We start from the raw sequence: 20,583 nt of genomic DNA, 5'->3' as shown, positions 1-20,583 counted from the left end.
GGCCATGCATCTACATAACGAAACGCCGCTCCTGATTGGCAGGAACGGCGGATCGGTATTCGGTAAAGGCTGGACCCCTTCTGAATATCGCATTCCGCCCGTTGCATCAAATGAAATAGCGGCCCGTCACATCGCGGCCAAACACCGCTTGCCCTTGCACATTGCCCGGCTCGTCTGTGAGCTGGCGTTCTTCATGAGGGCTGCATCATGAGCCGCTCCAGGGATAAGGTCTGGGTTCGCGCCAAGGTGCTGCCCGATGGCGAGCCGATGACCATCTATGGCCGTGAGGCTTGGTGCCTTCGGCGACTGATCGAGGCCGGTGAAAGGGGCTGTACGCCAATAGAGCAGCCGGCCCCGCGCTGGTCGGCGTACGTACACGACTTGAAGCATAAGTTCGGGTTGGTGATCGACACCGTTCATGAGGCCCACACAGGGCCATATGCAGGCTCGCACGCCCGCTATGTGCTCCGCTCGACGGTTGTCATTCTCGAAGACAGCGACATGGCGAGGGCAGCGGCATGATGATTCCCGATGACCCTTTCATGAAAGATGCAGCCCGCGCATTCGCCAAGCTTGTAGCCGATTCCGATACTCACGCCGGTATCATCCAGACCCCGGAAGGTATCGAGGAAGTAGCTGCAACCATCGTCTCCATTATGGGCGGTGGTGCTGTTTTCTCCATCGAAACCGCTGCGGATCTGCGGCAGGCTGCCCGCGCGGGCTATCAGCAGCGGCTGCAATTCCTCAAATCCATATCTTACCGGATTGGAGGAGACTAAGGTGCGCGATTACTCCAAAATCAGCCCCAAGGTGTGGCGCTCTCCAAGGTTTCGGAGCCAGGCAGACGATTCCAGGCTGCTCTACATCTATCTGCTCACATGCGAGCATCAATCCAGCGCGGGGTGCTTCAGGCTCCCCGACGCCTACGCCGCAGAGAACCTTAATTGGCCGATCGAACGAGTGCAGGCGGCCCGGATGCCCCTAGTGGCTTGCGAGTTGGTCGTACATGACCCGGAAACATTCGAGTACTTCATTCTGCGGTGGTTTCGCCATAACCCGACGACAAATCCCAAGCATCTGCAAGGCGTGATGCGGCTCATTTCCGAACTGGACAGTGACCCAGTTCGAGAGGCCGCAGAGGCCGAACTTGAAGAAAGTTTGGAGAGTAAGGCGCAGACCTCGCACAATGTAGTTTCCGTAAGGGAGAAGCTCCCAGGGAATGACCGTTTAACCGGATCAAACTACCTCTCTGGCAACGGGAGGGGATAGTGCTATGAAAGCCCTTTCGAAGCACTCCGATATACAGAGACAGAGACTGAAACTAGACAGAGACCGAGACGGAGACAAAAACCGAGACCGAAACAAGACTGAAACACACACCGTCATTTTCTCGAACGATGGCGTACCCTCACCGGCAGCAAGAGGCTTTGGAGGGAAGAAAGGGGCTAGAGCGCCCAAGCCATCGCCCTACGGGCTCAAGGCCTCCAAGGGAGATTCCAGATGCTACGAATGGCCCGAGGCTCTACACGGGCTCCGTAGCTGGCTGCAAAGGCACGGGGTTGATGTTGGCGCCCTCAAGAGCGAACGGCAGGCGCTATGGTTGGCGAAGAGGCTTGGCCGCCAGGGTAAGCAGATGCCCCATAGACTGGCTCCCCTGTTCCCCGCTCTGCTGAAGATCCAGCGCACCCTCTGCCCCGTACCGACTGGCGAGCGGACAGCCCCTACAGCAGCAAAGGCGGTGCCAGGAACATTTGGGCCGGCTTCACCGGTTCGATCGATCAGCGTGGCCGACTACCTTGCGGAAAAGGCGGACGGGCAGAACGGAGGCGTTCATGGATAGCCCCAAGCTCATCAGCCTCAAGGAAGCCGCCGGCCTCGCCAAGGTGAGCCCCGAAACAATCGCCAGATGGGCAAAGCGCTACGGCATAGCTAAGCAGATGCATTCCAAAGCCCCTTGGCGCGTCGATCCTGTCGCGCTCGGCTTCGTGTCGGTAGGCGATGCGGAGGGCCTGCGAGCATATCAGGCAGCCAAGATCGGCCGGGAATAACGAGACTGTTCCACAAACCTACGTTTTCAATGGGTTGTCCCATTTTAAAAGCACGAAATAATATTGCGTGAGACTGGCCTTTTTACGCAGCATTCTTGCGCACAGACAGGGAAGAACTGCACCGCGCTGCGAACAGTCCCGAAATCAGCGGGTTAGGCACTGAGAACAGTGGCGTAAGGAAAGTCTCGCAAGAACAGCGAGTTAGCTGCCGATGATGCCCGATAATGCCGATGATATGTGACGCTATCCGGCACCGGTTTTGGTAAAAACAATCCACGTTTCAAACGAGGATCGACCCTTATGCGCTTGCGGGTAGCAATGGCTGAAAACATCAAGCTCCGGGTTTCGCCCGAGGAAAAGCGCGCCCTTCGCGCGGCTGCGATGCAACGAGGGCTCAGCCTGTCGGATTTCATCCGCCAGGTTGCGGCCCAGGAAACGGGGATTGCTGCCTAATGTCGTCTATCTGGGACTGGAACAAGGTTGCTGCAAGCAACGCGACGGCCGATAGCGCTGTCAACTGGGCAGAAGGCCAGGCGCCAAGCACGATCAATGGCAGCGCCCGACAAATGATGGCACGGCAAGCCGAGTTCCTCGGCGACATCGGCGGTGCGTTAACGGCTGGAGGCAGCGCGAATGTCCTGACCGTGGCTGCAAATTCGGCGTTTACTGCCTATACAGACGGGCTGATCCTAGGTCTTCGAGGCGCTACGGATAACACGGCAGCCGCAACGCTCAATGTGAATAGCATCGGAGCAAAGTCGATCCGCAAAGTGACGGCGAGCGGTGACTCTGCTCTTTCAGGCGCAGAGATCCAAGCGGACGGCATCTATCTGCTGGCGTATTCGAGCGTGCTCAACGCCTCCGCTGGCGGGTGGCAGTTGCTTAATCCGACAATGGATTTCAGCAGCCTTGCCACCAAGGCCGGAGCCGAGACGCTCACCAATAAGACCCTGACCAGCCCGGCAATCAATACGCCGACCATCACAGGTGGCTCCGGCAGCGGCATGACGCTGACCACAGCTATCCTCACAACGCCGACACTGACCCTGAAGCAGAGCGCAACACCAACTCCTACGGCTGAAGGCGATATCCAGTGGGATACCGACGACAACGTTCTGGCGATCGGCGACGGCGCGGCGACGAAACTGTTCCTGCCGATCCCGGCAAGCACGGCGGCCGGCGATATCGAGTATTTCACAGGCGCAAAGGTCAAGGCTCGTCTTGCTAAGGGAACTGCGAGCCAGGCTCTTCTGATGAATGCGGGCGCGACGGCCCCGGCTTGGACGACGCTGCCCTTTACAGCGTCCTTCGAAAGCGCACAGCAGACCATCACGAATGCTGGGGCATTGACCCTTGCTCATGGCCTTGGTGTGCAGCCAAAGCTGTATATGGCGTTCCTGCAATGCGCGACAGCTGAACTTGGATACACTATCGGTGATGAAATTCCGCTCACTAGCGAGAACTCATCTAATAAGGGTGTTTCTCTGGTAGCTGACGCGACAAATATAAACGTTCGCTTCGGCAGCACCACCATGTCAATTCTGAACAAGACCACAGGCGGTGGCAACGGTGCCTTTACGAATGCCAACTGGAGACTTGTCGTGAGGGCATGGGCATGACCCCCGCGGCTCTGCCAACCCTCATGCAATTCTGGCGGCTTCACCGCGACGAGTGCCGCCCAATCGGCTCAATAGTCGCTGACGCTCGCGCCGGGAAACTTGCCGGGGTGGAACCGCTCGAAAGCGGCTTCGGATTTGCCGTCGTCAATCCATCGGCAGCGCTTGCGGCCATGCAGTCTGCGAAAGGACGCTGAGATGGACCTTACCGAGATTCTTTCCGCTATCCTGAACCCCGGCGGGATGCAGGGCGCGGCAGCGCAAAGCGTAGGCTTTCCCTCACAGGGTGTCAGCGACCACAACAACCCTGCTTTGCTTAGGCAGGCACAGCAGGGGTTTGCCCCTCAGATGCCACAGCAAGCGCCTCAGCAGCAGGCGATGCCTCCGCAGGCCCAGATGCGGCCAGCAACGCCTCCGCAGCTCAGGCAGGGCGCACCGGCCCCGGAAAATTCGCCACGTCCCGCCACAGCCCCCGCGTCTGGTGGCTTTGGCGGCCTTGGTGATTTCCTGCAGAACATCATCGCGCCCAATCGTGCCGCCCAGAATGTCACGGCAAAGTGGCTGCAAAGCCAGGGCCTCGATCCCGGTACGGCCACAGTTCTAGCCTCGGATAAGAGCGCATTGCGCTCCTACATCGTTCAGAGGTCGAAAAGCCAGGAGCCGAATGAATACGACCAGCGGGCTGCGGTGGCCGCGCAATACAATCTCGACCCCACCACGCCAGAGGGCAGGAATTACATCCTGACCGGGAAGCTTGGTGGCGATGAAAACAAGCCGACCAGCGACATTCAGAATTTCCAGTTCGCCAAGCAAAACGGCTATCGGGGCTCGTTTGAGCAATGGACGAAAGACAACAAGGGCGGCATTAACGTCAATCTGCCGGGCGCCCCGAATATCGGCACCATTCCTCCCGGCTATGCGGCGAAGCAAGATCCGACGACAGGCGCTTGGACCATGCAGCCTATTCCGGGTGGTCCTGCTGATGAATCATCGGCCAATGCCGCCAAGGGCGAGAACGCCGCCACTGCGACCGATGTCATCACGGGCGCGGCCCATAAGATCAGGACGCTTGCCAAGGAGCCAGGCGCAACCGGCTTGGTTGGCGCTGGCGCCTCTTATATCCCGAACACCCCGGCGGCGGAGGTCTATCGCCAGGTCGATGTCCTGAAGTCGAATGCCACTGTCGAAAACCTCAACGCTATGCGGGCGCAATCCAAGACCGGCGGCGCGCTCGGCAGTGTGACAGAAAAAGAAGGCGCAATGCTTGCCGCGAAGTCCGGCGCGCTCGATCCGAAGTCGCCGTATTTCCAGGACCAGCTAGACGATTATGAGCGGACCCTGCTCCGTGTCGTTCACGGCAAGAGCGCTGGCGATCAGATTTTCGATGCAACGCGCCAACGCTCCGATGCCGGGCCGTCTCGGGTGAACAATCCGAATCCGCCCTCTGCCATTCCAGGTGGCGGCAAATACCGGAATCGAGCCGTGAACCGGCAGACCGGCGAGACCATAGAGTGGGACGGCAGCAACTGGGTGCCAGTGCAATGAACGGCCAAGTACCGCCCCCGCCGCCCGGCTTTGTCGTCTTGGATGACCCTCGCCGGCAGCCGGCAGCTAATGCGATGCCCGCTCCGCCCCCAGGCTTTGAGATGGTTCCCGCAACAGCGGTCGATCCGACGACAAATCAGCCGCCAGGCGTCCCTGCCTATGACCCTGGTGTTGCCGGCTACAACGTCCAAACTGGCAACGTCAGTGAGCCAAACGATCGGCTTGGGGCGTTTTCCATAGCTGCATTGCGTGGCATTCCCATCCTCGGCCCATCTGTCGACAAGGCGTCTAGCGCCCTCGCTGCTGCGATGCAAATGCCCTTCTCTGATAGATCGTTCGGCGAGTTGTATGATGAAAACAATCGCTACGGAGACGCTGTCATTCGCGAGAACCCTCATACAGCAACTGCCGGTGGCGTGACCGGTGCTGTGGCAGGCACCATGCCAGCAGTCCTGGCCGCTCCAGAGGCCTTCGGGGCAGGCCAGGCGCCGCTTTACATCCGCTCGCTCTATTCCGCCCTGACTGGCGCCGGAATCGGTGGCGCTGATGCTGGCGTTCGCAATGGGCTCGAAGCCGTTCCCGAGGGCGCGGCGTGGGGTGCCGGTCTTGGTGCGCTGTTCCCCGGCATCGGCCAATTGATCGGCAAGGGGGTGGGCACAGTTGCTCAACGCTATGCTGGCCCGGCAGTATCTGCTGCTGAACGCATGTTCGGTCGCGCAGCAGCGTCGGATGCGGCTCTGGACATGGCGCCTCGCCTCAAGGCTCTTGGCGACAGTGCCATGCCGATGGATCTGGGGCCAAACCTTCAAAGGCAGGCTGGCGCCCTTGCTGCGACGCCCGGTGAAGGGCAGGCAATCGTCCGCGACGCAATCGCCGCGCGCGACGCCGCAGCCAATGCCCGTATCAGGCAGGGCGTCGACAGCACTATCGGCAAAGCTCCAGACCTGACGGCTATCCAGGCTCAGAACAAGGCCAACATGGAAGCGCTTGGCCCCGAATACACCAAGGCATTCCAGAAAGCCCGCGCCGTCGACACCGCCCCCATAGCCGACAATCTCGAAAGCCAGATCGTCAATCTTCGCGGCGATGCCCAGAAGGCGGCCCAGACTGTTCGCAAGATGCTGAACGTCAACGGAACCGATGTGCTCGATCCGCATCCGGGGACGCTATTTCAGACGCGCCAGGCCATTGACGGCATGTTGGCGACGGAGACCAATCCGAAGGCCATCGCCGTTCTCGCCGAAGCCCGCAAGGCCATCGACAACCGTCTTGCGGCCTCTGTTCCTGGCATCAAAAGGATTGATGCGCGTTTCGCGGAACTCGCTCGGCAGAATGAAGCTTTGCAACGCGGCCAACAGGCTCTCGATAGCGGTCGCACTGCCCCGAGGCCCGCAGAGCTTCAGGCCGATATTACGAACGGTGCTTTGCCACAAGGCGACATGCTCGGGCCGTCCGCTGTTCCCCTCCGTCTTCGTCAGGGCGCTCGGGCTGAGATCGACCGCATCGTGGGCACGAATGCGAATGACAGGGTTGCGCTCCAGCGGCTTGTGAAAGGCGAAGGCGATTGGAACCGGGAGCGTCTGGTTTCGCTGTTTGGTCAGAATCGGGCAGACCGCATCATTGGCATTCTCGACCGGGAGCGCACGTTTGCCGATACCAGTAACATCGTAACGCGCAATTCCGAGACGGCGGCAAGGTCGGCTGCCATGCAGGACATTGCTCCGGGCAAAACCGGCCCGGGCATTGTGCGCTCGGCGCTCAATCTTCGATTTGGCGACACTGCGGCCGACGCGGTGGATAAGGTCATTGGGGGCGCCAAGTCGGCGTCTCAGCGCGCATCAAACTCGGAGCTGGCGCGCCTGCTTACATCGAACGATCCGGCGATGATGTCGCGCAAGGTGCAGCTTATCCAGGCAGCGCAGCGCCGGGGGGATATCTCTGCGCAAAGGGCGCGTGAACTCATTCAGTCGACGGCTGTGGCAGCTACACAGCAGCGCCAGGCCTTAACGTCTCGCTAGTCCGCTTCGCGAACGCCCTTGGAGGCAAAACCGATGACGCCGGCCCCAAGGAGAACTCCAACGGCCACGCCGAGACCGAAGTTCTTGTCGATGCCGGTCATGAGCCAATGCAGCCCGAACATCGTGACCGACATCAGAATGAAGGCGGTGGCAATGAGGAAACCGCGAAAACTCTTGCTCATCGAGAAAACATAAGCCCGGCGAGTCGTGCTGTCCAGATAACCGAACCAATGAGAGCAGAAGCGAGATGACCATTCCAACACTGGCAGACTACATGCAATTCGTAGAGGGCCGCATGGAAGCCGCATGCGGCGATATGGATGCCGAGCTCGCACAGAGCCTTTCCGATGTCTTCACGTGCACCGCAGCAACCGAAATCGACCTCTTCAATTTCATCGCCTACGGCCAGGGTTGTCACGCTCTGGCGGAGGCATGCAGACAGCGGGGCGACCACACCAGCGCCGGCCTATATCATGCCATGGGCCAGGACTTGCTCAGCAAGGCTGCGGACGCGCTTGGGGATCTGATGGCGATCGGCATTCAGCAAGCAGGTATGGTGAGGCACTGATGACGGTCGTTCCCATGCCCAAAAGGGCCAAGACAGCAAACCCCGTTGCAAACCCGCACGAACCCACCGCGCGGGAAACTGCCTCCCAGGCCGCCTACAAAAAGCGGCGTGAGAGCACGCGGCCGGTTCCGCAGATGAAAGTCTCGATGAGCGAAGATGGCGGCAAGCGCATCGCATCGCTCGCGGTGGACCACCCCGACCCGGCACTAGGCTATGAGCTATTGGCCGAAGCGGTAGGAGCCGACAACGGCACTTTCCTTGCCGGCACTCTCGATTCACTGGCCAAGGTTGCTCAGGTCGGCAACGTGGTGCGGGAGGGCGACATGAACTATGCCCTCTCCATGGTGTGCGGGCTCCGGCCGAAGGACCAGATCGAAGCGACTCTCGGTGTCCAGATGGCCGCCATCCACATTGCCACGATGAATTCTGCTATGTGCATGGGAGAAGCCAAGACGTGGGAGCTGAGGGAGGCGCACGAACGGGCATTGAACCGCCTCTCCCGTACATACGTGGCCCAGATCGAGGCCCTGAAGCGTTATCGCAGCAAGGGAGAGCAGCGCGTGATTGTCGAGCGCGTGAACGTTGAAAAGGGCGGCCAGGCTATCGTCGGCAACGTCGCTCATGGGGGCGGGGTAGCTGAAGAAAATGATCGATAACCCCATGAACCGCGCGCCACGGTGCCAGGCTCGTAGCAAGCGCAGCGGGGTTGGCTGCAAAGCGCCGGCTGTACGTGGACATCGCGTCTGTCGCTTTCATGGTGCGGGCGGTGGAGCACCCAGAGGTGCAAAGCATGGGCATTATAGGCACGGTCAGTTCACTTGCGAGGCCGTCGAGCAGCGGAGAGAAATTGCCGCGTTGATCGCCAAGGCGCGGCGAACAGCGGCCGCGGTGGTATGAAAAATGGATATCTCGATCCTACGCGATCCGGACGATCTTCGCGCCGATGAGTGGATTGGGCTTGGTTGCTGCTGACCAAGGCGGGAGAAAGACCCAAATTTGGTTTCGAGCGAGAACTACGACCGATTTGCGGAGTTGGTGCGGCGCGGCTTGCTCGAACTTCAAACCCGAAAATTGGCGCGCTGCCGCAACGGTTTCAAAGAAGATTTTTCGACGGTTTGTTCGATCCCGTCCGCCCCAGCCCCTTCGTTTCAAGCAACTCGCTGATCAGTATCACGAGATCGGCAAACTGCGCCACTTGACCAGTCAATTTGTGCTCAGCGCGAGACAACCGTTGTCTGTACTCACTACAAGCCGCCCCGGCATTCCAGAGAGCCCCCGAATTCTACCGCCCCAGTTGCCCTGAAGCGCCTCAGGTTGAAGGTACAATACTGGAGACTCTTCCGGTAAATTAAAAGAAAGCCTTATAGAGCTGCCTGTTTTCGTCATATGAGCGGACACCTTCCCAGGCATCTCCATTAATGCATCGACCGTCAAAGACCCTGCTCCAGAGAGGCGGGCGTGAAGCAAGCACCGGGCTCCTTCATTCACCACTTGGTTGTTGCTCAACGCAGTGTCAGTTCGGTCACAAGGGTCGCTTTTTAGGCCAAAAATACTCATCACGTCGGCAGTTCGGATTTTACTGCTACTATCTAGCGCAAGCATTCTTAGCTGGTCAAACTTCTCCAAAAGATCAGGTACCTCACCAACATTCGACGGAATAAAGCAAAACGGAGACCCGCTGCTACAATGCGCTTCGCAACTTTGGATCGTCTGGACATTGACCAGTCGTTTAATGGGAGCAAGCGTTGCGCGGTACAATATCTTCAGAGTATCAAAAATACCCGCAAACTCTAGATTGACAACGGAGTACCTGGCTGTGAGGCTGCAATCGTTAAAGACGCCACTGGAAATCGTTGAGCAACCAAGAAAAATACTTTGGCTTGGCCCGACCGTTCTAGACTCGCTCGTGTCCGGCATCGCACGTGACCCATCACTCTTCGTTACGGATCGGCGGATAACGGACGTGACATCATGGTTCGAGTAGCTCTTCAGGTAGTATGCCTGTGGGGTGGACAGACATTGACATGAGGCTTCATCGCCGGATGTACTCGTTTCAATGGCGACATTTGGAAGGGGCGGGGCCGTATTCCCTTGTGGCGGCGCCCCCTGATCGAAGTGCTGGCATACGCAAAATGCATCTCGTTCTTCTTGACTATCAGCGCAGGGGGTCCTGCAGTTGAAGAACGGGCCATAGTTTCCGCAGGAGATCAGAACGAGCATGCACCCTGCGACTGCGAAGTTAGCATGAGCGCCCATATTGAGCCCCCCGGGTGTAGACATTCACAGTCGTCGTGGTAATATAGTAACACGGTGTCGCCATGAAGGCAATTCACGGACTGGTAGCGATATTCATAGCCTTGGGAGCATTTCCCGTTCGGGCGGATTGGCCATGCCAACCCCAAGAACTAGATGAAAACGAGGACGAGTCGGCTTTCAAAGATAATCCGGCTTCGGTTGAATTTTCTGGGACCACCCAGGTCGCTGGAAAGACGGTTAATTATGATGTTAGCGTTGATCACCGTATAACATCAACGTCGCCAGAGCTTGCCGCGATATTACAGGACATCCGAGTAATTTTCTTGGACTTGGTGCCTGCAATCAATGCAAGGGTCACCCAACTTCAACAATCGTTTCCAAGAGAAGGGTGCGGTCGATTTGTGAATGTAAGCAGCTTTACTCAGGACGTAGTGAACGGGCGTTATGCCGTCAGTTTAGGTGTCGATGCCACTCAGTGGGCGTGTGTCTTAGAGCCTTGGCCCGGACACCCATGCCCAACAGTTTCTCAGCCGTTGAGGCATTGTCGAGAACAAGTAAAAACGAAAGCAGGTAGTGGTCACGTCGACATTGCGATTTCGCTCTCATCGCAGATTGTAGACGGCAAACCAAAGGTGACGGCGGCTCGCTCGGTGTCGGTGAACGTTTCGCCTGAAACTCAGTTTCTTGCTTCGATCATAGGCGGGCCAGCGTGGGGGACTCAACTAACTAACTTTGTTGAAGGGTTTGTTACCGAGGCGATAGAAAAGGTATTGCCGGAGCTGTTAAGTGAACTTGAGGCGCTTGACCTACCCGCCCCCGAAGACGAACTTCCATTTAAACCTAGAAGCACTCGCTTCTTCCGGATGGCGTGGAAGGGAGCTTTCCGGCCAGCTCTTGGGGTTTTTAGAGTATTCGAGACAAAGACCGACACTGCATGCCTTATATTTCAGTCAATGCCTCAGAACAAGTGAAGGTTGCTTTTCCACTATACCGCAGCAGAATGCCATCAAAATCATTCAGGAAACTGGCCAGGACGTTCGCGGCAGCGGCGGCCGCGTGAAGTTCATTCCAGGAGCCCAAGCTGGTCGCCCAGCCGCCGGTCAGGCGTTGGATGTCGTGCCCCGGCCGTTCGAGGAAAGAGCGTCTGCCGAATGCATGGGGCCGGCGGTGGAGCTCCGAGCGGGTCGGCTCACGGACTGTACAAACATGGTCGCTACACATGCGAGGCCATCGCCGATCGCCGGGTCTTGTCCGAGCTCATATCAGATGCACGTCGAAGCGCGAGCGCAGTTGAGTAGCGTAGCCAGTGCGCCTGTCATTGCACCTCCGCCTTAGGCGATGGCAAAGCCCCAGGCAAGTGCGTTGCATTTGCCGCAAGCGAACGCGACAAATCGTAGCAATCGGCTAAACGAATCGGCTATATGGGCCGGTTTGCAAGAGTCGGTTTCATGACACGCGTTCCTTGGACAAAAGATTTTCCAGATGCATTTGTAAATGCGCCGTGGGCGAGTGGTGACAAACGGGTCGCTACTCTAAGCTCGCATGCACTCTATCAGTCCGCAAAGGGTGAGCGGAATTTGGAGGCGGCTATCGCTATAGTCGACGATCTTTACAGCCGAGAATGCGTGCTGTCCCTCGTTGATTATGTTGAAGGTCTGGGCGGGAGGCCAAAAATCGTCAGCCCCTCATGCCAACCGGGTGATTCGAACAATGCGTTGGCAATTGGTTACGCCGAATGGCTTTCTCACGAATTCGATTGGGATGTTGAAACAGAGATATTTCAGCAGAAAACCATTTCGAGAGACAAGTCCCCCACTTGGAGGCGAATAGCCAATCGCTGTGAGTTTTACGGCCAAATTGACAAGGGGGCCTCTTATGTCATAGTGGACGACGTCATTACGACTGGTGGAACTTTAGCAGACCTGCGTTCGTTCATTCACCGTAAAGGTGGAACAGTTATAGCTGTCAGCGCTATCGCATCCCGCGAGGGCCGTCCGCAAAAGATAAGGTTGGGCGATGATATTCGGGCAGACTTGGAGCGTTTCTATGGGAACGACCTTGGAAGGTTTTGCCACGACCATCTCGGATTTTCGCACGAGTGTTTCACGGATGGTGAGGCCTATGCGGTCAGAGGATGTTCAGGTTATGTCGATCTCGGAAAGAAAATCCTACGAGCGCGTGACGCGCGACATGCACGCAGAAGCGCGTAGGATTCTTCACGGCCGCCCGAAACTCGTTAAGCGGAACGAGCTTTAGGAAACCGCTAGCGCGCTCCAACTGCCGATTGGCGGAAGCACGTGCGAGGGCGACTTGATCGACCTCACGTTCAATCCAGACACCAGCGCAACAACGAGCGTTCCTAGCATTCAACCGCTCCCACCTTGCTTGCTTAGCCTCACCCCGGCGCCACCACCATTCTCTAGGCCGGAAGGTGATGACGCGCCAACATTTGCCGTCGAGCGTTTGCAATAAGAGAGGCGGGTGCTCACTCCGCCTCTCGCTACCAACTCAAAATGTCGTGCAGTTCACGGTGTTGCCGAAGCGGTTGCAAGTCGTGGTTTTCGGCTGACTGTTTTGCATGTTGGTAAAAGCCGCATTCGCTCTGGCAGATGCCCTGCCGCGAGACGAAATGGATTCGTTTTGGATGCATTGGGCCATGGCTGGCGTTCCTGGCTCGAAGCCGTAGGAGACGCATCGGTTCCGGAAATAGGTGGCCTGTTCCGCCTGCGGTGTGGTGGCAAACCAAGCCGGTGAGCCAGGCATCCCAAGCCCCGAACCGGAGCAGCCGCTCAAAAGGATAATCGCGGCCCCCGCCGCCGCGAAGGTGTGATGTTTGCGCAATGTGATTTCCCCCCGCCACACTGAACTTCAAAAGCTTCGCCCTCGCAAGGGCGCAATTGACGATAGCAGGAGGAAATGCCTGGGACCGGACTCCGCTAACCGCGCGGTTTGGTCTTCGGTTGAGGAGAGGTTTCCGATGGGTTTGCTGCCAATTTTGCAGATCGCCGATCTCTGAGCCATAGGGACTTTCTTCTTGCCACTAGCTCGTCAGGATCGTCTCCAGCGGTCGCTCGGCTATGCATAGCAGCAATGGCAAAGTCGGCTCTGTTCGTTCGATAGTCTTCCTTTTGCACAGTCATCGTTTGCTCCCAGTTCGTGGCCCCTCTTTGCCCTGACGGGAGATTAACTGCCGGTGCACTGCGCGAGTCAAATCAAACTAAGCACTCCGCCAAGACGCTCCATGGCCTGCACCATTGCTGTGAGATTGTTGACAACCGGGACCGATCGCGCGGCTTCATTTCCTCTAACACGTGCTCTAACGTTTCGATGAGACGCTTCGAATGGAGAGCCGTTGATGTCCCGACACTATCTTTTTCCCGATGAAGGGGAGCCTCTGCGCATGTCGCTTCGGCTAGTCCAAGGTCTGATATTCGGCAAGGACTCTCTGCCCCAATTTGCCGGCACCAAGCAGCGGGTTCTCTCCGCAACTCTGGAACTGAACGAGGCTAAAAAGCCAGTTCGCATTCTGAGAACCGAAGCTTCAGTTTGGGTGTTTGATCAAGATGGTGGCATCCGGCAAGGTTTGCATGAAGCGTTAGCTCTCGCGATGGATCTGTTACCAACCCGCCCGCGCGACGGTACTGTTGTTGAGCTGCGGCCCCGCACAAAAAAGCAGAAGTTGGAGAAGGAATTTCGCTGGGAGCCGGGAAAGGCTGAAATCGACCGCGTAATTTCCGACATCTGGCCAAAACGCAAGGCGGATCGTTTGAAAGCCGCAGAAGGTGTCGCGAAACGAAAGGCGCCACTGACTTATGATGCGAGCCGAGCGCTAGATGAAGCCTCGGAAGGCTTCTGGAAAATCGGACACGCGATAGAGCGCCTGAAAGAGCCGAGCTTAAAGGGATTCGCAGTCGAGGCCAGGCAACGCTCGGAAGCGGATCCTGAGGAAGGGTCCCTGTTCCGCGCCATCGCAGAAATGGCCGAACGCCGCTTGGAAATCCTGCGGCGCCGACGTGTCGGAAAGGGCGCCTGGTACGCCTTAGTGGACGTGACCAGATGGGATGATGGCGTCGGCACAAGCATCTCCAATTATCATGAGCGGTGCGAAGGAAAGGCCGCTGCGGTGGCGGCTGCGCGACGACTTCTAGCTGCGCACGCGGACAAGTTCGCCGAAGACATCACGGTCGAAGCGGAGCTGCTGACCGATTTGGAGTGGCAGGACCGTCGCCGTGATTTCGACTAGCGTGTGATGCCAACTCTCATTAGACGCGCCCCGGTCCCGTCCCCATTGGTAATCTCGACGTGCTTTGCAGCAAAAGCCGCCACTATTTTCGTTTTCGACTCCTCTCTCACCGTCTCGCCCTTCTCGAATAGGTGAACAGTCGAGAACGCGATTCCGGCATGCTGTGCTAGGTCGCGAACTGACCATTTCAGGATTCCGCGCGCCGCCCGGCATGCTTCCGGCGTTAACTTGGCCATGCACTTTCTCACTACGTACGTATTGACTAGTTGATCTGTTTCCACTAAATACACGTGTAGTGAGTTTGGCGCAAGGGATAGTCGCCTATGTTCAACCTTTCGGAAATCATGAAGACAGCCTGGGCGAAGTGGAGAGCCCACTTCGATGCCCGCCCTTACCTAACGCGCAAGCTGAACCGCGACGACTTCGGTTTCTATCTCGCCGCCGCTTGGCGTGAGGCGAAGGCGGCCCAAATGACCGCGCCAGAACGCCGTGCTGATCGCATCGTGGTTGAGATTGACCGCCTCAAATATCAGTCGTTGCGCGTCAACATCGAACCCCGTCGGCGTCAACTCGAAACCGAGCTTGCAGCCCTCGCCGGATAGGCCGGCACAACCGTTCATCAACAAGGGAGAATGACAATGCCGAACACCTCTGTTTGGGCAGCCGCCGAAGGTTTGCCCGCGATCAACCGCCGCCGCATGCTGCTCGGGCTCGCGGCTGCCTCAACCGCTGCCGCCGCTGTCACAGCGACTTCGGTTGCCGGCTGCGCACCTGTCGAAAACCCAGAACTGGTCCGCCTCGGCAACCAACTGCCGGACGCCTCCGCCGAATACCTTGCCGCGCTCGAAGAAATCGAGTGGATCGCTGCGGAATGGAAACACCGCTGGCCGCTTGCGCCCGACGAAATCACTTGGCCGCGAGGGGACTACACAGACGGCGAGCGCGATATCGCCGGGCGGCTCCTTAAACGTCCAGGAGAAGAGCGCGTCCGTTGTGTCCGTGATGTAAGAAACCTCGCGGCCATAGTGGCCACCGACCGCCCGCTGCGACACAACGCGAGTGAGGCCATGCGAGCTAGGCGTGCGCACTGGCTCGCTAGAGCCAAGAGAGAGCTCAAGATTGGCAAGGCCTATCAGGCTCAAACCGCCCGCCTTCGGGACATTTCAGGCATGGACCTGGCGAAGGCGAGGGCGGCTGCTGCGAAGAAGTCACTTTCAGATCTGGTGACCGCTATCATGGAGCAGCCGGGAACGACCATGGAGGGGATGCTGATCAAGGCGCAGGCGGTCACCACCTTCAACAAGGCGATTGCGCGCAAATACCCCTTGGATGGCGAGATTTGGGCTGCACAGTTGGCGGCATCGGTTCTCCAGTTGGCTTCGGGGGAGCGAGCATCATCATGAGCCCCGACAAGGAAAAGGCAGCCTTCTTCGGTCTTGAGCCGCTGCTCTGCGACTCTGTCAACATGGTCGGCGTCCTCGTAAACATGATGGACAGTATGGGGCTAACCGCAAAGCCGGCCGGTTCCAATCATGTGCTGACCCAAGGCGAGGCCGATCAGCTTTTCTTCGTTGCCAGCATCGCAATGTCGATGTCCAAAACGGCCAGGAAAGCCTACTATGAAGCGCTCGGGTGGGACGCGTCATGACCGCGCCTTCGGACGACCTCAACGACCTGCAATAGCCCTTCGCGACTGAAGAATGCCAAAGCCCGCTGCCTCACGGTGGCGGGCTATTTACCTTGCAGGTCGCCAGTCAGAACTCTAACGCGGCCGGCCTCGTCCAACTGCCCTGCCTCGTACTTTTTAGATGCCATTTCACGGACGGCATCCAAGCCGAAGTCTTCGATCGCTTCAGTCGACGTCACGACGAGGACGCGCTCTGTTCCGTCAAAGGCTTCAAGCACCAACTCGAACCGCTCAGTGGTTCCCTCTTCGCCAGTAAAAACCAGACCCATATGCCTTTCTCCCTTCCGGCTAAGGTCTCGCCGCTGAAAACAGCCGGAGAACAGCGACGGCTGCCTACCCTTTTGAACCTTTTGAGTGTTCGCTGTGGGGGCTTATATGAAAAAATCTCGCTTCCGGAATTTCGCGAGGAACTGCCAGAATCATCGAGACAGCCGTTCGACAGTTTCAATGATGGCCTTGGCAAGGGCTTCTGCCTCATGGATCGGCTCGGGGCCATAGAGCAGCAAAACCGCCTCCTCGCTCGGCAGTACGCCGGCCGGGCATGTCTCTTCAATAGCCATTCGAACCAACTTTAGCGCAGCCCAGGCGCGGACAGTCTCTTGGTCTTGCATGCTAGTCCACCATGTCACGCAGGGGTCTCTTGCGCTTCGGCGGCCTGTACTTCTCGATTAGCCTGACCTTGTCCATATCGACCGTCACAAGCGTTCCAAGGTCGATTGTCACCTTGCCACCTTCCTCGTCTATGCGCGTGATCTCGCCTCGAAGCTCCATCTGCTGGCCTCGCTTGACCTTGGAAGAATCCCGGATCGAATGCGGGAAATTGTAGCTTGGGAGAGAGACGCTTACGATACCTTCTGTGACCCTACGCCGAACAGTTGCGGTTATTGCTACCTCGTCTCCAATGCCTATTCCCCGCGCCATGGATTGAGTCTGGGGCGGGCACGGCCTTAGTCAAGAGATTGCTAATGTATGACACAACGGCGGCGCGAAGCGGGCCTGAATGCAGCGCTCCCCGCTATCCGCTAGTTCGCTGCCCCTGTCCCGTGCCATCGGATGAAAGCCGCATCCTTGCCGGTAATGTCCTTCACCGATTTCAACAGGGTTTCATGGACCGCGCGAAGCGCTCGATAGTGGTCGCAGGTAGGCGATAGCAGCGGCCGGACAATGCTCTTGTGAAGCTCGTAAAGACCTGGGACGTATCCGGTGGCAGCAGGAGCTACCGCCTTTCTAGTTAGTTTTGCATTGTGCTTGATCCTACCCCATTGCGTCACATAGCCAGCAGTGTCGGCCCACCGCCGGAGGTGAAACTGCGGCACATAGTGATGGTCCCCATCCTTGCTCAAAGGTCTTGTCTCAACTGCTTGCCAAAGCGGCGCGGCTCGCGGCGCTCTGGGCACCTCAAAATGGTTCCTACGAATGGCTTATTTGACCGTTATTTGACGGTTTTACGTGCCGGTCCGCTAAGTAGTTGAAATTGCTGGTACGCCCAAGGGGAATCGAACCCCTGTTCCCGCCGTGAGAGGGCGGTGTCCTGACCGCTAGACGATGGGCGCGTTCAAGAACCGGCGATATAGGCTGACGGCTGGGAAAAAGCAACTAGGCTCAGGGCCACTGCTCGCACAGACGAAAAATCCGCTGCAAGCCTATCGTTTTGGCTCGATCAGGTCCCAGAGATTTCCATAAAGGTCGGCGAAGACCGCGACCGTGCCATAAGCCTCATGGCGTGGCGCTTCGCGGAACTTGACGCCTTTTTCGAGCATCAGCGCATGGTCGCGTGCAAAATCGTCGGTTTCGAGGAACAAAAAGACCCGCCCGCCGGTCTGGTTGCCGACGGCGTGCCTTTGCGCATCGCCGGATGCTTCGGCGAGAAGCAGCCGCGCGCCCTGCCCTTTGCCCGGCGTGATCGTGACCCAGCGTTTGCCGCCGCCGAGATCGATATCTTCGGTGAGCACAAAACCCAGCCGGTCGACATACCAGGAAATCGCCTCGTCATAATTTGCGACGACAAGCGCGACCGTGGCAATGCTGCGGTGTTCGGCAAAACCGGTCATTTGTTCCTGATCGCAAAACGGCCGACGATGCGGCGCTCGGTAATGTCATAGACGAAGATGGCGCGGCTGCCGTCGGGCAGCTCGGCGTCGATCGAAAGGTGATTGCCGGAGAGCGATTGGCTAATCACCCTGGCGCCGACCGGCAGCACGATGTCGCCGTTGACCGGTTCGCCGATCGGCACCTGGAAGTCACTGGTCAACGGCGGGGCGGCAGGCGGCGCGTTGCGCGCTTTGTAGACAAGTGCTGCTATCACCACCATAAGGGCGAGGAACAGCAGGCCGAGATTGATGGCGACGAAGCGGACGAGCTTCCTCCGCACCTTTTCGACCTCGGGGTCGAGTGGCTTTTCCTCGTCTTCGTCGGCAAGCGGCCGGGCCATGGCAGCAGATTCCGGAACTGTTTTCGATGAGCGCTCATAACGAAGAGGTCAGACAATTAATAGGGGCCGGATCGATCGTGCTGGAGGCGGGCGCCGATGCCGCCGGCCAGCGGCTCGACCAATGGTTGGCGGCCAGGCTCGGCCCCGACATGTCGCGCAGCCGGGTGCAGATGCTGATAAAGCAAGGCGCGGTCAGGATCGGCGGCAGGCAGGTCGAAGAGACGAAGCGCAAGATGGCACAAGGTGACAGCGTGTCGGTCGACATGCCGGAGCCTGAACCGGCGGCGCCGCAAGGCGAAGATATTGCGCTGGACGTCCTCTACGAGGACAACGCGCTGATCGTCATCAACAAGCCGGCCGGGCTGGTCGTACATCCCGGCGCCGGCAACTGGACCGGTACGCTGGTCAACGCGCTGATCCATCATTGCGGCGACAGCCTGTCCGGCATCGGCGGCGTGAGACGGCCGGGCATCGTCCACCGCCTCGACAAGGAGACCAGCGGCGTCATGGTCGTCGCCAAGACCGACCGCGCCCACAAGGCGTTGTCGGAGGCCTTTGCCGACCACGGCCTGACCGGCGATCTCGAGCGGGCCTATCTGGCGTTGGTCTGGGGCATACCGGCAAGGCCGACCGGGACGGTCGACGCGCCGCTCGGCCGCGCCGCCGACCGGGTACGCCGTGCCGTGGTGCCGCAAGGCCGCGACGATGCGCGCCATGCCATAACGCATTTCACCGTCGTCGAGCGCTTTGGCGAGCAGCAGCAGGAATTCGCCACGGCGAGCCTGGTCGAATGCCGGCTGGAAACCGGTCGCACCCACCAGATACGCGTCCACATGGCCCATATCGGCCATCCAGTGATCGGCGATCCCGAATACGGCCAGGCTTTCCGAACCAAGGCCAACCGGTTGCCCGAGCCGCTAAGGAGCAAGGTAAAGGCGTTTCCGCGACAAGCTTTGCACGCCCGCCTCCTTGCATTTCGCCATCCCGATACCCATCTAACGATGAGGTTCGAAGCAGCGATACCGTGGGACATGGAGGAACTCGTCGACGGCTTCCGCAAGCTCTGAACCAACCATCTGAAAACCTGACCGGCGTTGTTCACTTCAGCGTGACACACTGTTTCGTGCTGAACAAATGCCTGTCTTTCTGGTTTTGTTCCTATATATGTCGGTTGGCGCGAATGTGCCTTTGGCATTCGCGCCACATGCCCGCCGCGTTTCGGGGGCATCACTCCAATAGAGAGGGGGCGCTATCATGGCCCAGTCATTACCCAGTATCGTTTCCGGCGAAGGCGGTCTCAGCCGCTACCTGGAAGAAATCCGCCGCTTTCCGATGCTTCAGCCGCAGGAAGAGTACATGCTCGCCAAGCGCTACGCCGAGCATGAGGACACCACGGCTGCGCACAAGCTCGTCACCAGCCACCTTCGGCTCGTCGCCAAGATCGCCATGGGCTATCGCGGCTACGGCCTGCCGATCGGCGAGGTGATCTCGGAAGGCAATGTCGGTCTGATGCAGGCCGTCAAGAAATTCGAACCGGAGCGCGGCTTCCGTCTCGCCACCTATGCGATGTGGTGGATCAAGGCCTCGATCCAGGAATACATCCTGCGCTCGTGGAGCCTGGTCAAGATGGGCACCACCGCCAACCAGAAGCGCCTGTTCTTCAACCTGCGCAAGGTGAAGGGCAAGATCCAGGCGCTTGATGAAGGCGATTTGAAGCCCGACCAGATCACCGAGATTGCCACCCGGCTGAACGTCTCGGAAGCGGAAGTCGTGTCGATGAACCGCCGTCTGTCGGGCGACGCCTCGCTCAATGCGCCCATCCGGGCCAGTGAAGGCGAGTCCGGCGAATGGCAGGACTGGCTGGTCGACGACCACGAAAGCCAGGAAGAGATGCTGATCGAGCAGGACGAGCTGGAAAACCGGCGCGGCATGCTGTCGGGCGCTCTTGCCGTGCTCAACGACCGTGAACGCCGCATCTTCGAGGCGCGCCGCCTCGCCGATGAGCCGTTGACGCTGGAAGAGCTGTCGGCCGAGTTCGATATCAGCCGCGAGCGCGTGCGGCAGATCGAGGTGCGCGCCTTCGAGAAGGTGCAGGACGCGGTCAAGGCCGCGGCCAAGCGCCAGACGCAGGCGTTGCGCACCATCGAGGCGCAGCCGGCGGCGTAAGGCCT

26 protein-coding genes and 1 tRNA gene are annotated in these 20,583 nt (G+C 58.7%); 19 read left to right on the top strand and 8 right to left on the bottom strand.

Translation table 11 applies throughout. The features are described from left to right. Positions 1 to 4 precede the first annotated feature (4 nt). The 9 genes from NKH83_RS01780 (at position 5) to NKH83_RS01740 (ending at position 7,227) form a co-directional block, all read left to right on the top strand. On the top strand, positions 5 to 211 hold the full coding sequence (locus NKH83_RS01780; protein ID WP_352801817.1) for a hypothetical protein: 207 nt from the start codon (positions 5 to 7) through the stop codon (positions 209 to 211). After that, on the top strand, positions 208 to 522 hold the full coding sequence (locus tag NKH83_RS01775) for a winged helix domain-containing protein (RefSeq protein WP_352801815.1): 315 nt from the start codon (positions 208 to 210) through the stop codon (positions 520 to 522). The genes NKH83_RS01780 and NKH83_RS01775 overlap by 4 nt, the downstream gene beginning before the upstream one ends. Beyond that, positions 519 to 779: a hypothetical protein gene (locus NKH83_RS01770; protein WP_352801813.1), complete on the top strand. Its 261-nt coding sequence runs from the start codon at positions 519 to 521 to the stop codon at positions 777 to 779. The genes NKH83_RS01775 and NKH83_RS01770 overlap by 4 nt, the downstream gene beginning before the upstream one ends. A 1-nt stretch (position 780) precedes the next feature. Then, positions 781 to 1,269 (top strand): hypothetical protein, encoded by a 489-nt coding sequence (locus tag NKH83_RS01765; protein WP_352801811.1) that lies wholly within the window; start codon positions 781 to 783, stop codon positions 1,267 to 1,269. Positions 1,270 to 1,832: 563 nt separating this feature from the next. Beyond that, positions 1,833 to 2,048, top strand: a complete 216-nt coding sequence (locus tag NKH83_RS01760; RefSeq protein ID WP_352801809.1) for a hypothetical protein — start codon at positions 1,833 to 1,835, stop codon at positions 2,046 to 2,048. 318 nt (positions 2,049 to 2,366) lie between these two features. Next, a complete protein-coding gene (locus NKH83_RS01755) occupies positions 2,367 to 2,501 on the top strand; it encodes a plasmid mobilization protein (protein ID WP_352801807.1) in 135 nt (44 codons plus the stop codon). Continuing rightward, complete coding sequence (locus NKH83_RS01750; RefSeq protein WP_352801805.1) at positions 2,501 to 3,667, top strand: hypothetical protein; 1,167 nt, start codon at positions 2,501 to 2,503, stop codon at positions 3,665 to 3,667. The genes NKH83_RS01755 and NKH83_RS01750 overlap by 1 nt, the downstream gene beginning before the upstream one ends. Positions 3,668 to 3,862: 195 nt before the next feature. Then, positions 3,863 to 5,209 (top strand): hypothetical protein, encoded by a 1,347-nt coding sequence (locus NKH83_RS01745; protein ID WP_352801804.1) that lies wholly within the window; start codon positions 3,863 to 3,865, stop codon positions 5,207 to 5,209. 101 nt (positions 5,210 to 5,310) lie between these two features. Beyond that, the gene (locus NKH83_RS01740) at positions 5,311 to 7,227 is read left to right on the top strand and encodes a hypothetical protein (protein WP_352801803.1); all 1,917 of its coding nucleotides are present in this window, start codon (positions 5,311 to 5,313) and stop codon (positions 7,225 to 7,227) included. On the opposite strand, the gene NKH83_RS01735 is transcribed toward NKH83_RS01740, so the two are convergent. Then, complete coding sequence (locus NKH83_RS01735) at positions 7,224 to 7,409, bottom strand: hypothetical protein (RefSeq protein WP_352801801.1); 186 nt, start codon at positions 7,407 to 7,409, stop codon at positions 7,224 to 7,226. The two genes, NKH83_RS01740 and NKH83_RS01735, sit on opposite strands and share 4 nt — an antisense overlap. A gap of 65 nt (positions 7,410 to 7,474) precedes the next feature. Here NKH83_RS01735 and NKH83_RS01730 point away from each other — a divergent pair, with 65 nt between their 5' ends. The 4 genes from NKH83_RS01730 (at position 7,475) to NKH83_RS01715 (ending at position 12,261) form a co-directional block, all read left to right on the top strand. Next, on the top strand, positions 7,475 to 7,795 hold the full coding sequence (locus NKH83_RS01730; RefSeq protein WP_352801799.1) for a hypothetical protein: 321 nt from the start codon (positions 7,475 to 7,477) through the stop codon (positions 7,793 to 7,795). Beyond that, positions 7,795 to 8,451, top strand: a complete 657-nt coding sequence (locus tag NKH83_RS01725) for a hypothetical protein (protein ID WP_352801797.1) — start codon at positions 7,795 to 7,797, stop codon at positions 8,449 to 8,451. The genes NKH83_RS01730 and NKH83_RS01725 overlap by 1 nt, the downstream gene beginning before the upstream one ends. Before the next feature lie 1,662 nt (positions 8,452 to 10,113). After that, positions 10,114 to 11,022, top strand: a complete 909-nt coding sequence (locus NKH83_RS01720; protein WP_352801795.1) for a hypothetical protein — start codon at positions 10,114 to 10,116, stop codon at positions 11,020 to 11,022. Positions 11,023 to 11,499: 477 nt separating this feature from the next. After that, entirely contained in the window at positions 11,500 to 12,261 is a 762-nt protein-coding gene (locus NKH83_RS01715; RefSeq protein WP_352801794.1) for a type I phosphoribosyltransferase, read from the top strand. A 298-nt stretch (positions 12,262 to 12,559) separates the two neighbouring features. On the opposite strand, the gene NKH83_RS01710 is transcribed toward NKH83_RS01715, so the two are convergent. Continuing rightward, positions 12,560 to 12,892, bottom strand: coding sequence for a hypothetical protein (locus NKH83_RS01710; protein WP_352801792.1), 333 nt, complete (start codon positions 12,890 to 12,892; stop codon positions 12,560 to 12,562). Between the two features lie 514 nt (positions 12,893 to 13,406). Between NKH83_RS01710 and NKH83_RS01705 the strand changes: the two genes are divergently transcribed. The 4 genes from NKH83_RS01705 (at position 13,407) to NKH83_RS01690 (ending at position 15,942) form a co-directional block, all read left to right on the top strand. Then, on the top strand, positions 13,407 to 14,294 hold the full coding sequence (locus NKH83_RS01705) for a hypothetical protein (RefSeq protein ID WP_352801790.1): 888 nt from the start codon (positions 13,407 to 13,409) through the stop codon (positions 14,292 to 14,294). Positions 14,295 to 14,617: 323 nt separating this feature from the next. Further along, complete coding sequence (locus NKH83_RS01700; protein ID WP_352801788.1) at positions 14,618 to 14,896, top strand: hypothetical protein; 279 nt, start codon at positions 14,618 to 14,620, stop codon at positions 14,894 to 14,896. Between the two features lie 36 nt (positions 14,897 to 14,932). After that, complete coding sequence (locus tag NKH83_RS01695; RefSeq protein ID WP_352801786.1) at positions 14,933 to 15,697, top strand: hypothetical protein; 765 nt, start codon at positions 14,933 to 14,935, stop codon at positions 15,695 to 15,697. Further along, positions 15,694 to 15,942 carry a hypothetical protein gene (locus NKH83_RS01690; RefSeq protein ID WP_352801785.1) on the top strand — a complete coding sequence of 83 codons (249 nt, stop codon included), beginning with the start codon at positions 15,694 to 15,696 and terminating at the stop codon, positions 15,940 to 15,942. The genes NKH83_RS01695 and NKH83_RS01690 overlap by 4 nt, the downstream gene beginning before the upstream one ends. An 83-nt stretch (positions 15,943 to 16,025) precedes the next feature. Here the strand turns inward: NKH83_RS01690 and NKH83_RS01685 are convergent, their stop codons facing one another. The 6 genes from NKH83_RS01685 to NKH83_RS01660 all read right to left on the bottom strand — a co-directional run bounded on the left by NKH83_RS01685 (position 16,026) and on the right by NKH83_RS01660 (position 18,412). Next, on the bottom strand, positions 16,026 to 16,250 hold the full coding sequence (locus NKH83_RS01685) for a hypothetical protein (RefSeq protein ID WP_352801783.1): 225 nt from the start codon (positions 16,248 to 16,250) through the stop codon (positions 16,026 to 16,028). A gap of 150 nt (positions 16,251 to 16,400) precedes the next feature. Further along, positions 16,401 to 16,541 carry a hypothetical protein gene (locus tag NKH83_RS01680; RefSeq protein WP_352801781.1) on the bottom strand — a complete coding sequence of 47 codons (141 nt, stop codon included), beginning with the start codon at positions 16,539 to 16,541 and terminating at the stop codon, positions 16,401 to 16,403. Positions 16,542 to 16,593: 52 nt separating this feature from the next. Continuing rightward, positions 16,594 to 16,752: a hypothetical protein gene (locus NKH83_RS01675; RefSeq protein ID WP_352801779.1), complete on the bottom strand. Its 159-nt coding sequence runs from the start codon at positions 16,750 to 16,752 to the stop codon at positions 16,594 to 16,596. Positions 16,753 to 17,459: 707 nt separating this feature from the next. Beyond that, positions 17,460 to 17,534: transfer RNA gene (locus tag NKH83_RS01670), tRNA-Glu, on the bottom strand. A 90-nt stretch (positions 17,535 to 17,624) separates the two neighbouring features. After that, positions 17,625 to 18,032: a VOC family protein gene (locus NKH83_RS01665; RefSeq protein ID WP_352801777.1), complete on the bottom strand. Its 408-nt coding sequence runs from the start codon at positions 18,030 to 18,032 to the stop codon at positions 17,625 to 17,627. Further along, positions 18,029 to 18,412 carry a fimbrial protein gene (locus NKH83_RS01660; RefSeq protein WP_254816559.1) on the bottom strand — a complete coding sequence of 128 codons (384 nt, stop codon included), beginning with the start codon at positions 18,410 to 18,412 and terminating at the stop codon, positions 18,029 to 18,031. Before NKH83_RS01660 ends, NKH83_RS01665 begins: the two co-directional genes overlap by 4 nt. 26 nt (positions 18,413 to 18,438) lie before the next feature. Here NKH83_RS01660 and NKH83_RS01655 point away from each other — a divergent pair, with 26 nt between their 5' ends. Both NKH83_RS01655 and rpoH read left to right on the top strand, forming a co-directional pair. After that, complete coding sequence (locus NKH83_RS01655) at positions 18,439 to 19,479, top strand: RluA family pseudouridine synthase (RefSeq protein ID WP_352801775.1); 1,041 nt, start codon at positions 18,439 to 18,441, stop codon at positions 19,477 to 19,479. A 187-nt stretch (positions 19,480 to 19,666) separates the two neighbouring features. Beyond that, positions 19,667 to 20,578: an RNA polymerase sigma factor RpoH gene (gene rpoH, locus NKH83_RS01650; protein WP_023678514.1), complete on the top strand. Its 912-nt coding sequence runs from the start codon at positions 19,667 to 19,669 to the stop codon at positions 20,576 to 20,578. The last annotated feature ends 5 nt before the right edge of the window (positions 20,579 to 20,583 follow it).

Origin of the sequence: Mesorhizobium sp. M0909 (assembly GCF_040319515.1) — a bacterium.
Classification (GTDB): domain Bacteria; phylum Pseudomonadota; class Alphaproteobacteria; order Rhizobiales; family Rhizobiaceae; genus Mesorhizobium.
Note: the sequence above shows the minus strand (reverse complement) of the source record. Positions and strands in the feature narration are given on the sequence as shown.

Coding starts and splice junctions, on each gene's coding strand:
- NKH83_RS01780 (WP_352801817.1), top strand. CDS start 5: ATGCATCTACATAACGAAACGCCGCTCCTGATTGGCAGGAACGGCGGA.
- NKH83_RS01775 (WP_352801815.1), top strand. CDS start 208: ATGAGCCGCTCCAGGGATAAGGTCTGGGTTCGCGCCAAGGTGCTGCCC.
- NKH83_RS01770 (WP_352801813.1), top strand. CDS start 519: ATGATGATTCCCGATGACCCTTTCATGAAAGATGCAGCCCGCGCATTC.
- NKH83_RS01760 (WP_352801809.1), top strand. CDS start 1,833: ATGGATAGCCCCAAGCTCATCAGCCTCAAGGAAGCCGCCGGCCTCGCC.
- NKH83_RS01755 (WP_352801807.1), top strand. CDS start 2,367: ATGGCTGAAAACATCAAGCTCCGGGTTTCGCCCGAGGAAAAGCGCGCC.
- NKH83_RS01750 (WP_352801805.1), top strand. CDS start 2,501: ATGTCGTCTATCTGGGACTGGAACAAGGTTGCTGCAAGCAACGCGACG.
- NKH83_RS01745 (WP_352801804.1), top strand. CDS start 3,863: ATGGACCTTACCGAGATTCTTTCCGCTATCCTGAACCCCGGCGGGATG.
- NKH83_RS01740 (WP_352801803.1), top strand. CDS start 5,311: ATGGTTCCCGCAACAGCGGTCGATCCGACGACAAATCAGCCGCCAGGC.
- NKH83_RS01735 (WP_352801801.1), bottom strand. CDS start 7,409: ATGAGCAAGAGTTTTCGCGGTTTCCTCATTGCCACCGCCTTCATTCTG.
- NKH83_RS01730 (WP_352801799.1), top strand. CDS start 7,475: ATGACCATTCCAACACTGGCAGACTACATGCAATTCGTAGAGGGCCGC.
- NKH83_RS01725 (WP_352801797.1), top strand. CDS start 7,795: ATGACGGTCGTTCCCATGCCCAAAAGGGCCAAGACAGCAAACCCCGTT.
- NKH83_RS01720 (WP_352801795.1), top strand. CDS start 10,114: ATGAAGGCAATTCACGGACTGGTAGCGATATTCATAGCCTTGGGAGCA.
- NKH83_RS01715 (WP_352801794.1), top strand. CDS start 11,500: ATGACACGCGTTCCTTGGACAAAAGATTTTCCAGATGCATTTGTAAAT.
- NKH83_RS01705 (WP_352801790.1), top strand. CDS start 13,407: ATGTCCCGACACTATCTTTTTCCCGATGAAGGGGAGCCTCTGCGCATG.
- NKH83_RS01700 (WP_352801788.1), top strand. CDS start 14,618: ATGTTCAACCTTTCGGAAATCATGAAGACAGCCTGGGCGAAGTGGAGA.
- NKH83_RS01695 (WP_352801786.1), top strand. CDS start 14,933: ATGCCGAACACCTCTGTTTGGGCAGCCGCCGAAGGTTTGCCCGCGATC.
- NKH83_RS01690 (WP_352801785.1), top strand. CDS start 15,694: ATGAGCCCCGACAAGGAAAAGGCAGCCTTCTTCGGTCTTGAGCCGCTG.
- NKH83_RS01685 (WP_352801783.1), bottom strand. CDS start 16,250: ATGGGTCTGGTTTTTACTGGCGAAGAGGGAACCACTGAGCGGTTCGAG.
- NKH83_RS01680 (WP_352801781.1), bottom strand. CDS start 16,541: ATGGCTATTGAAGAGACATGCCCGGCCGGCGTACTGCCGAGCGAGGAG.
- NKH83_RS01675 (WP_352801779.1), bottom strand. CDS start 16,752: ATGGAGCTTCGAGGCGAGATCACGCGCATAGACGAGGAAGGTGGCAAG.
- NKH83_RS01665 (WP_352801777.1), bottom strand. CDS start 18,032: ATGACCGGTTTTGCCGAACACCGCAGCATTGCCACGGTCGCGCTTGTC.
- NKH83_RS01660 (WP_254816559.1), bottom strand. CDS start 18,412: ATGGCCCGGCCGCTTGCCGACGAAGACGAGGAAAAGCCACTCGACCCC.
- NKH83_RS01655 (WP_352801775.1), top strand. CDS start 18,439: ATGAGCGCTCATAACGAAGAGGTCAGACAATTAATAGGGGCCGGATCG.
- rpoH (WP_023678514.1), top strand. CDS start 19,667: ATGGCCCAGTCATTACCCAGTATCGTTTCCGGCGAAGGCGGTCTCAGC.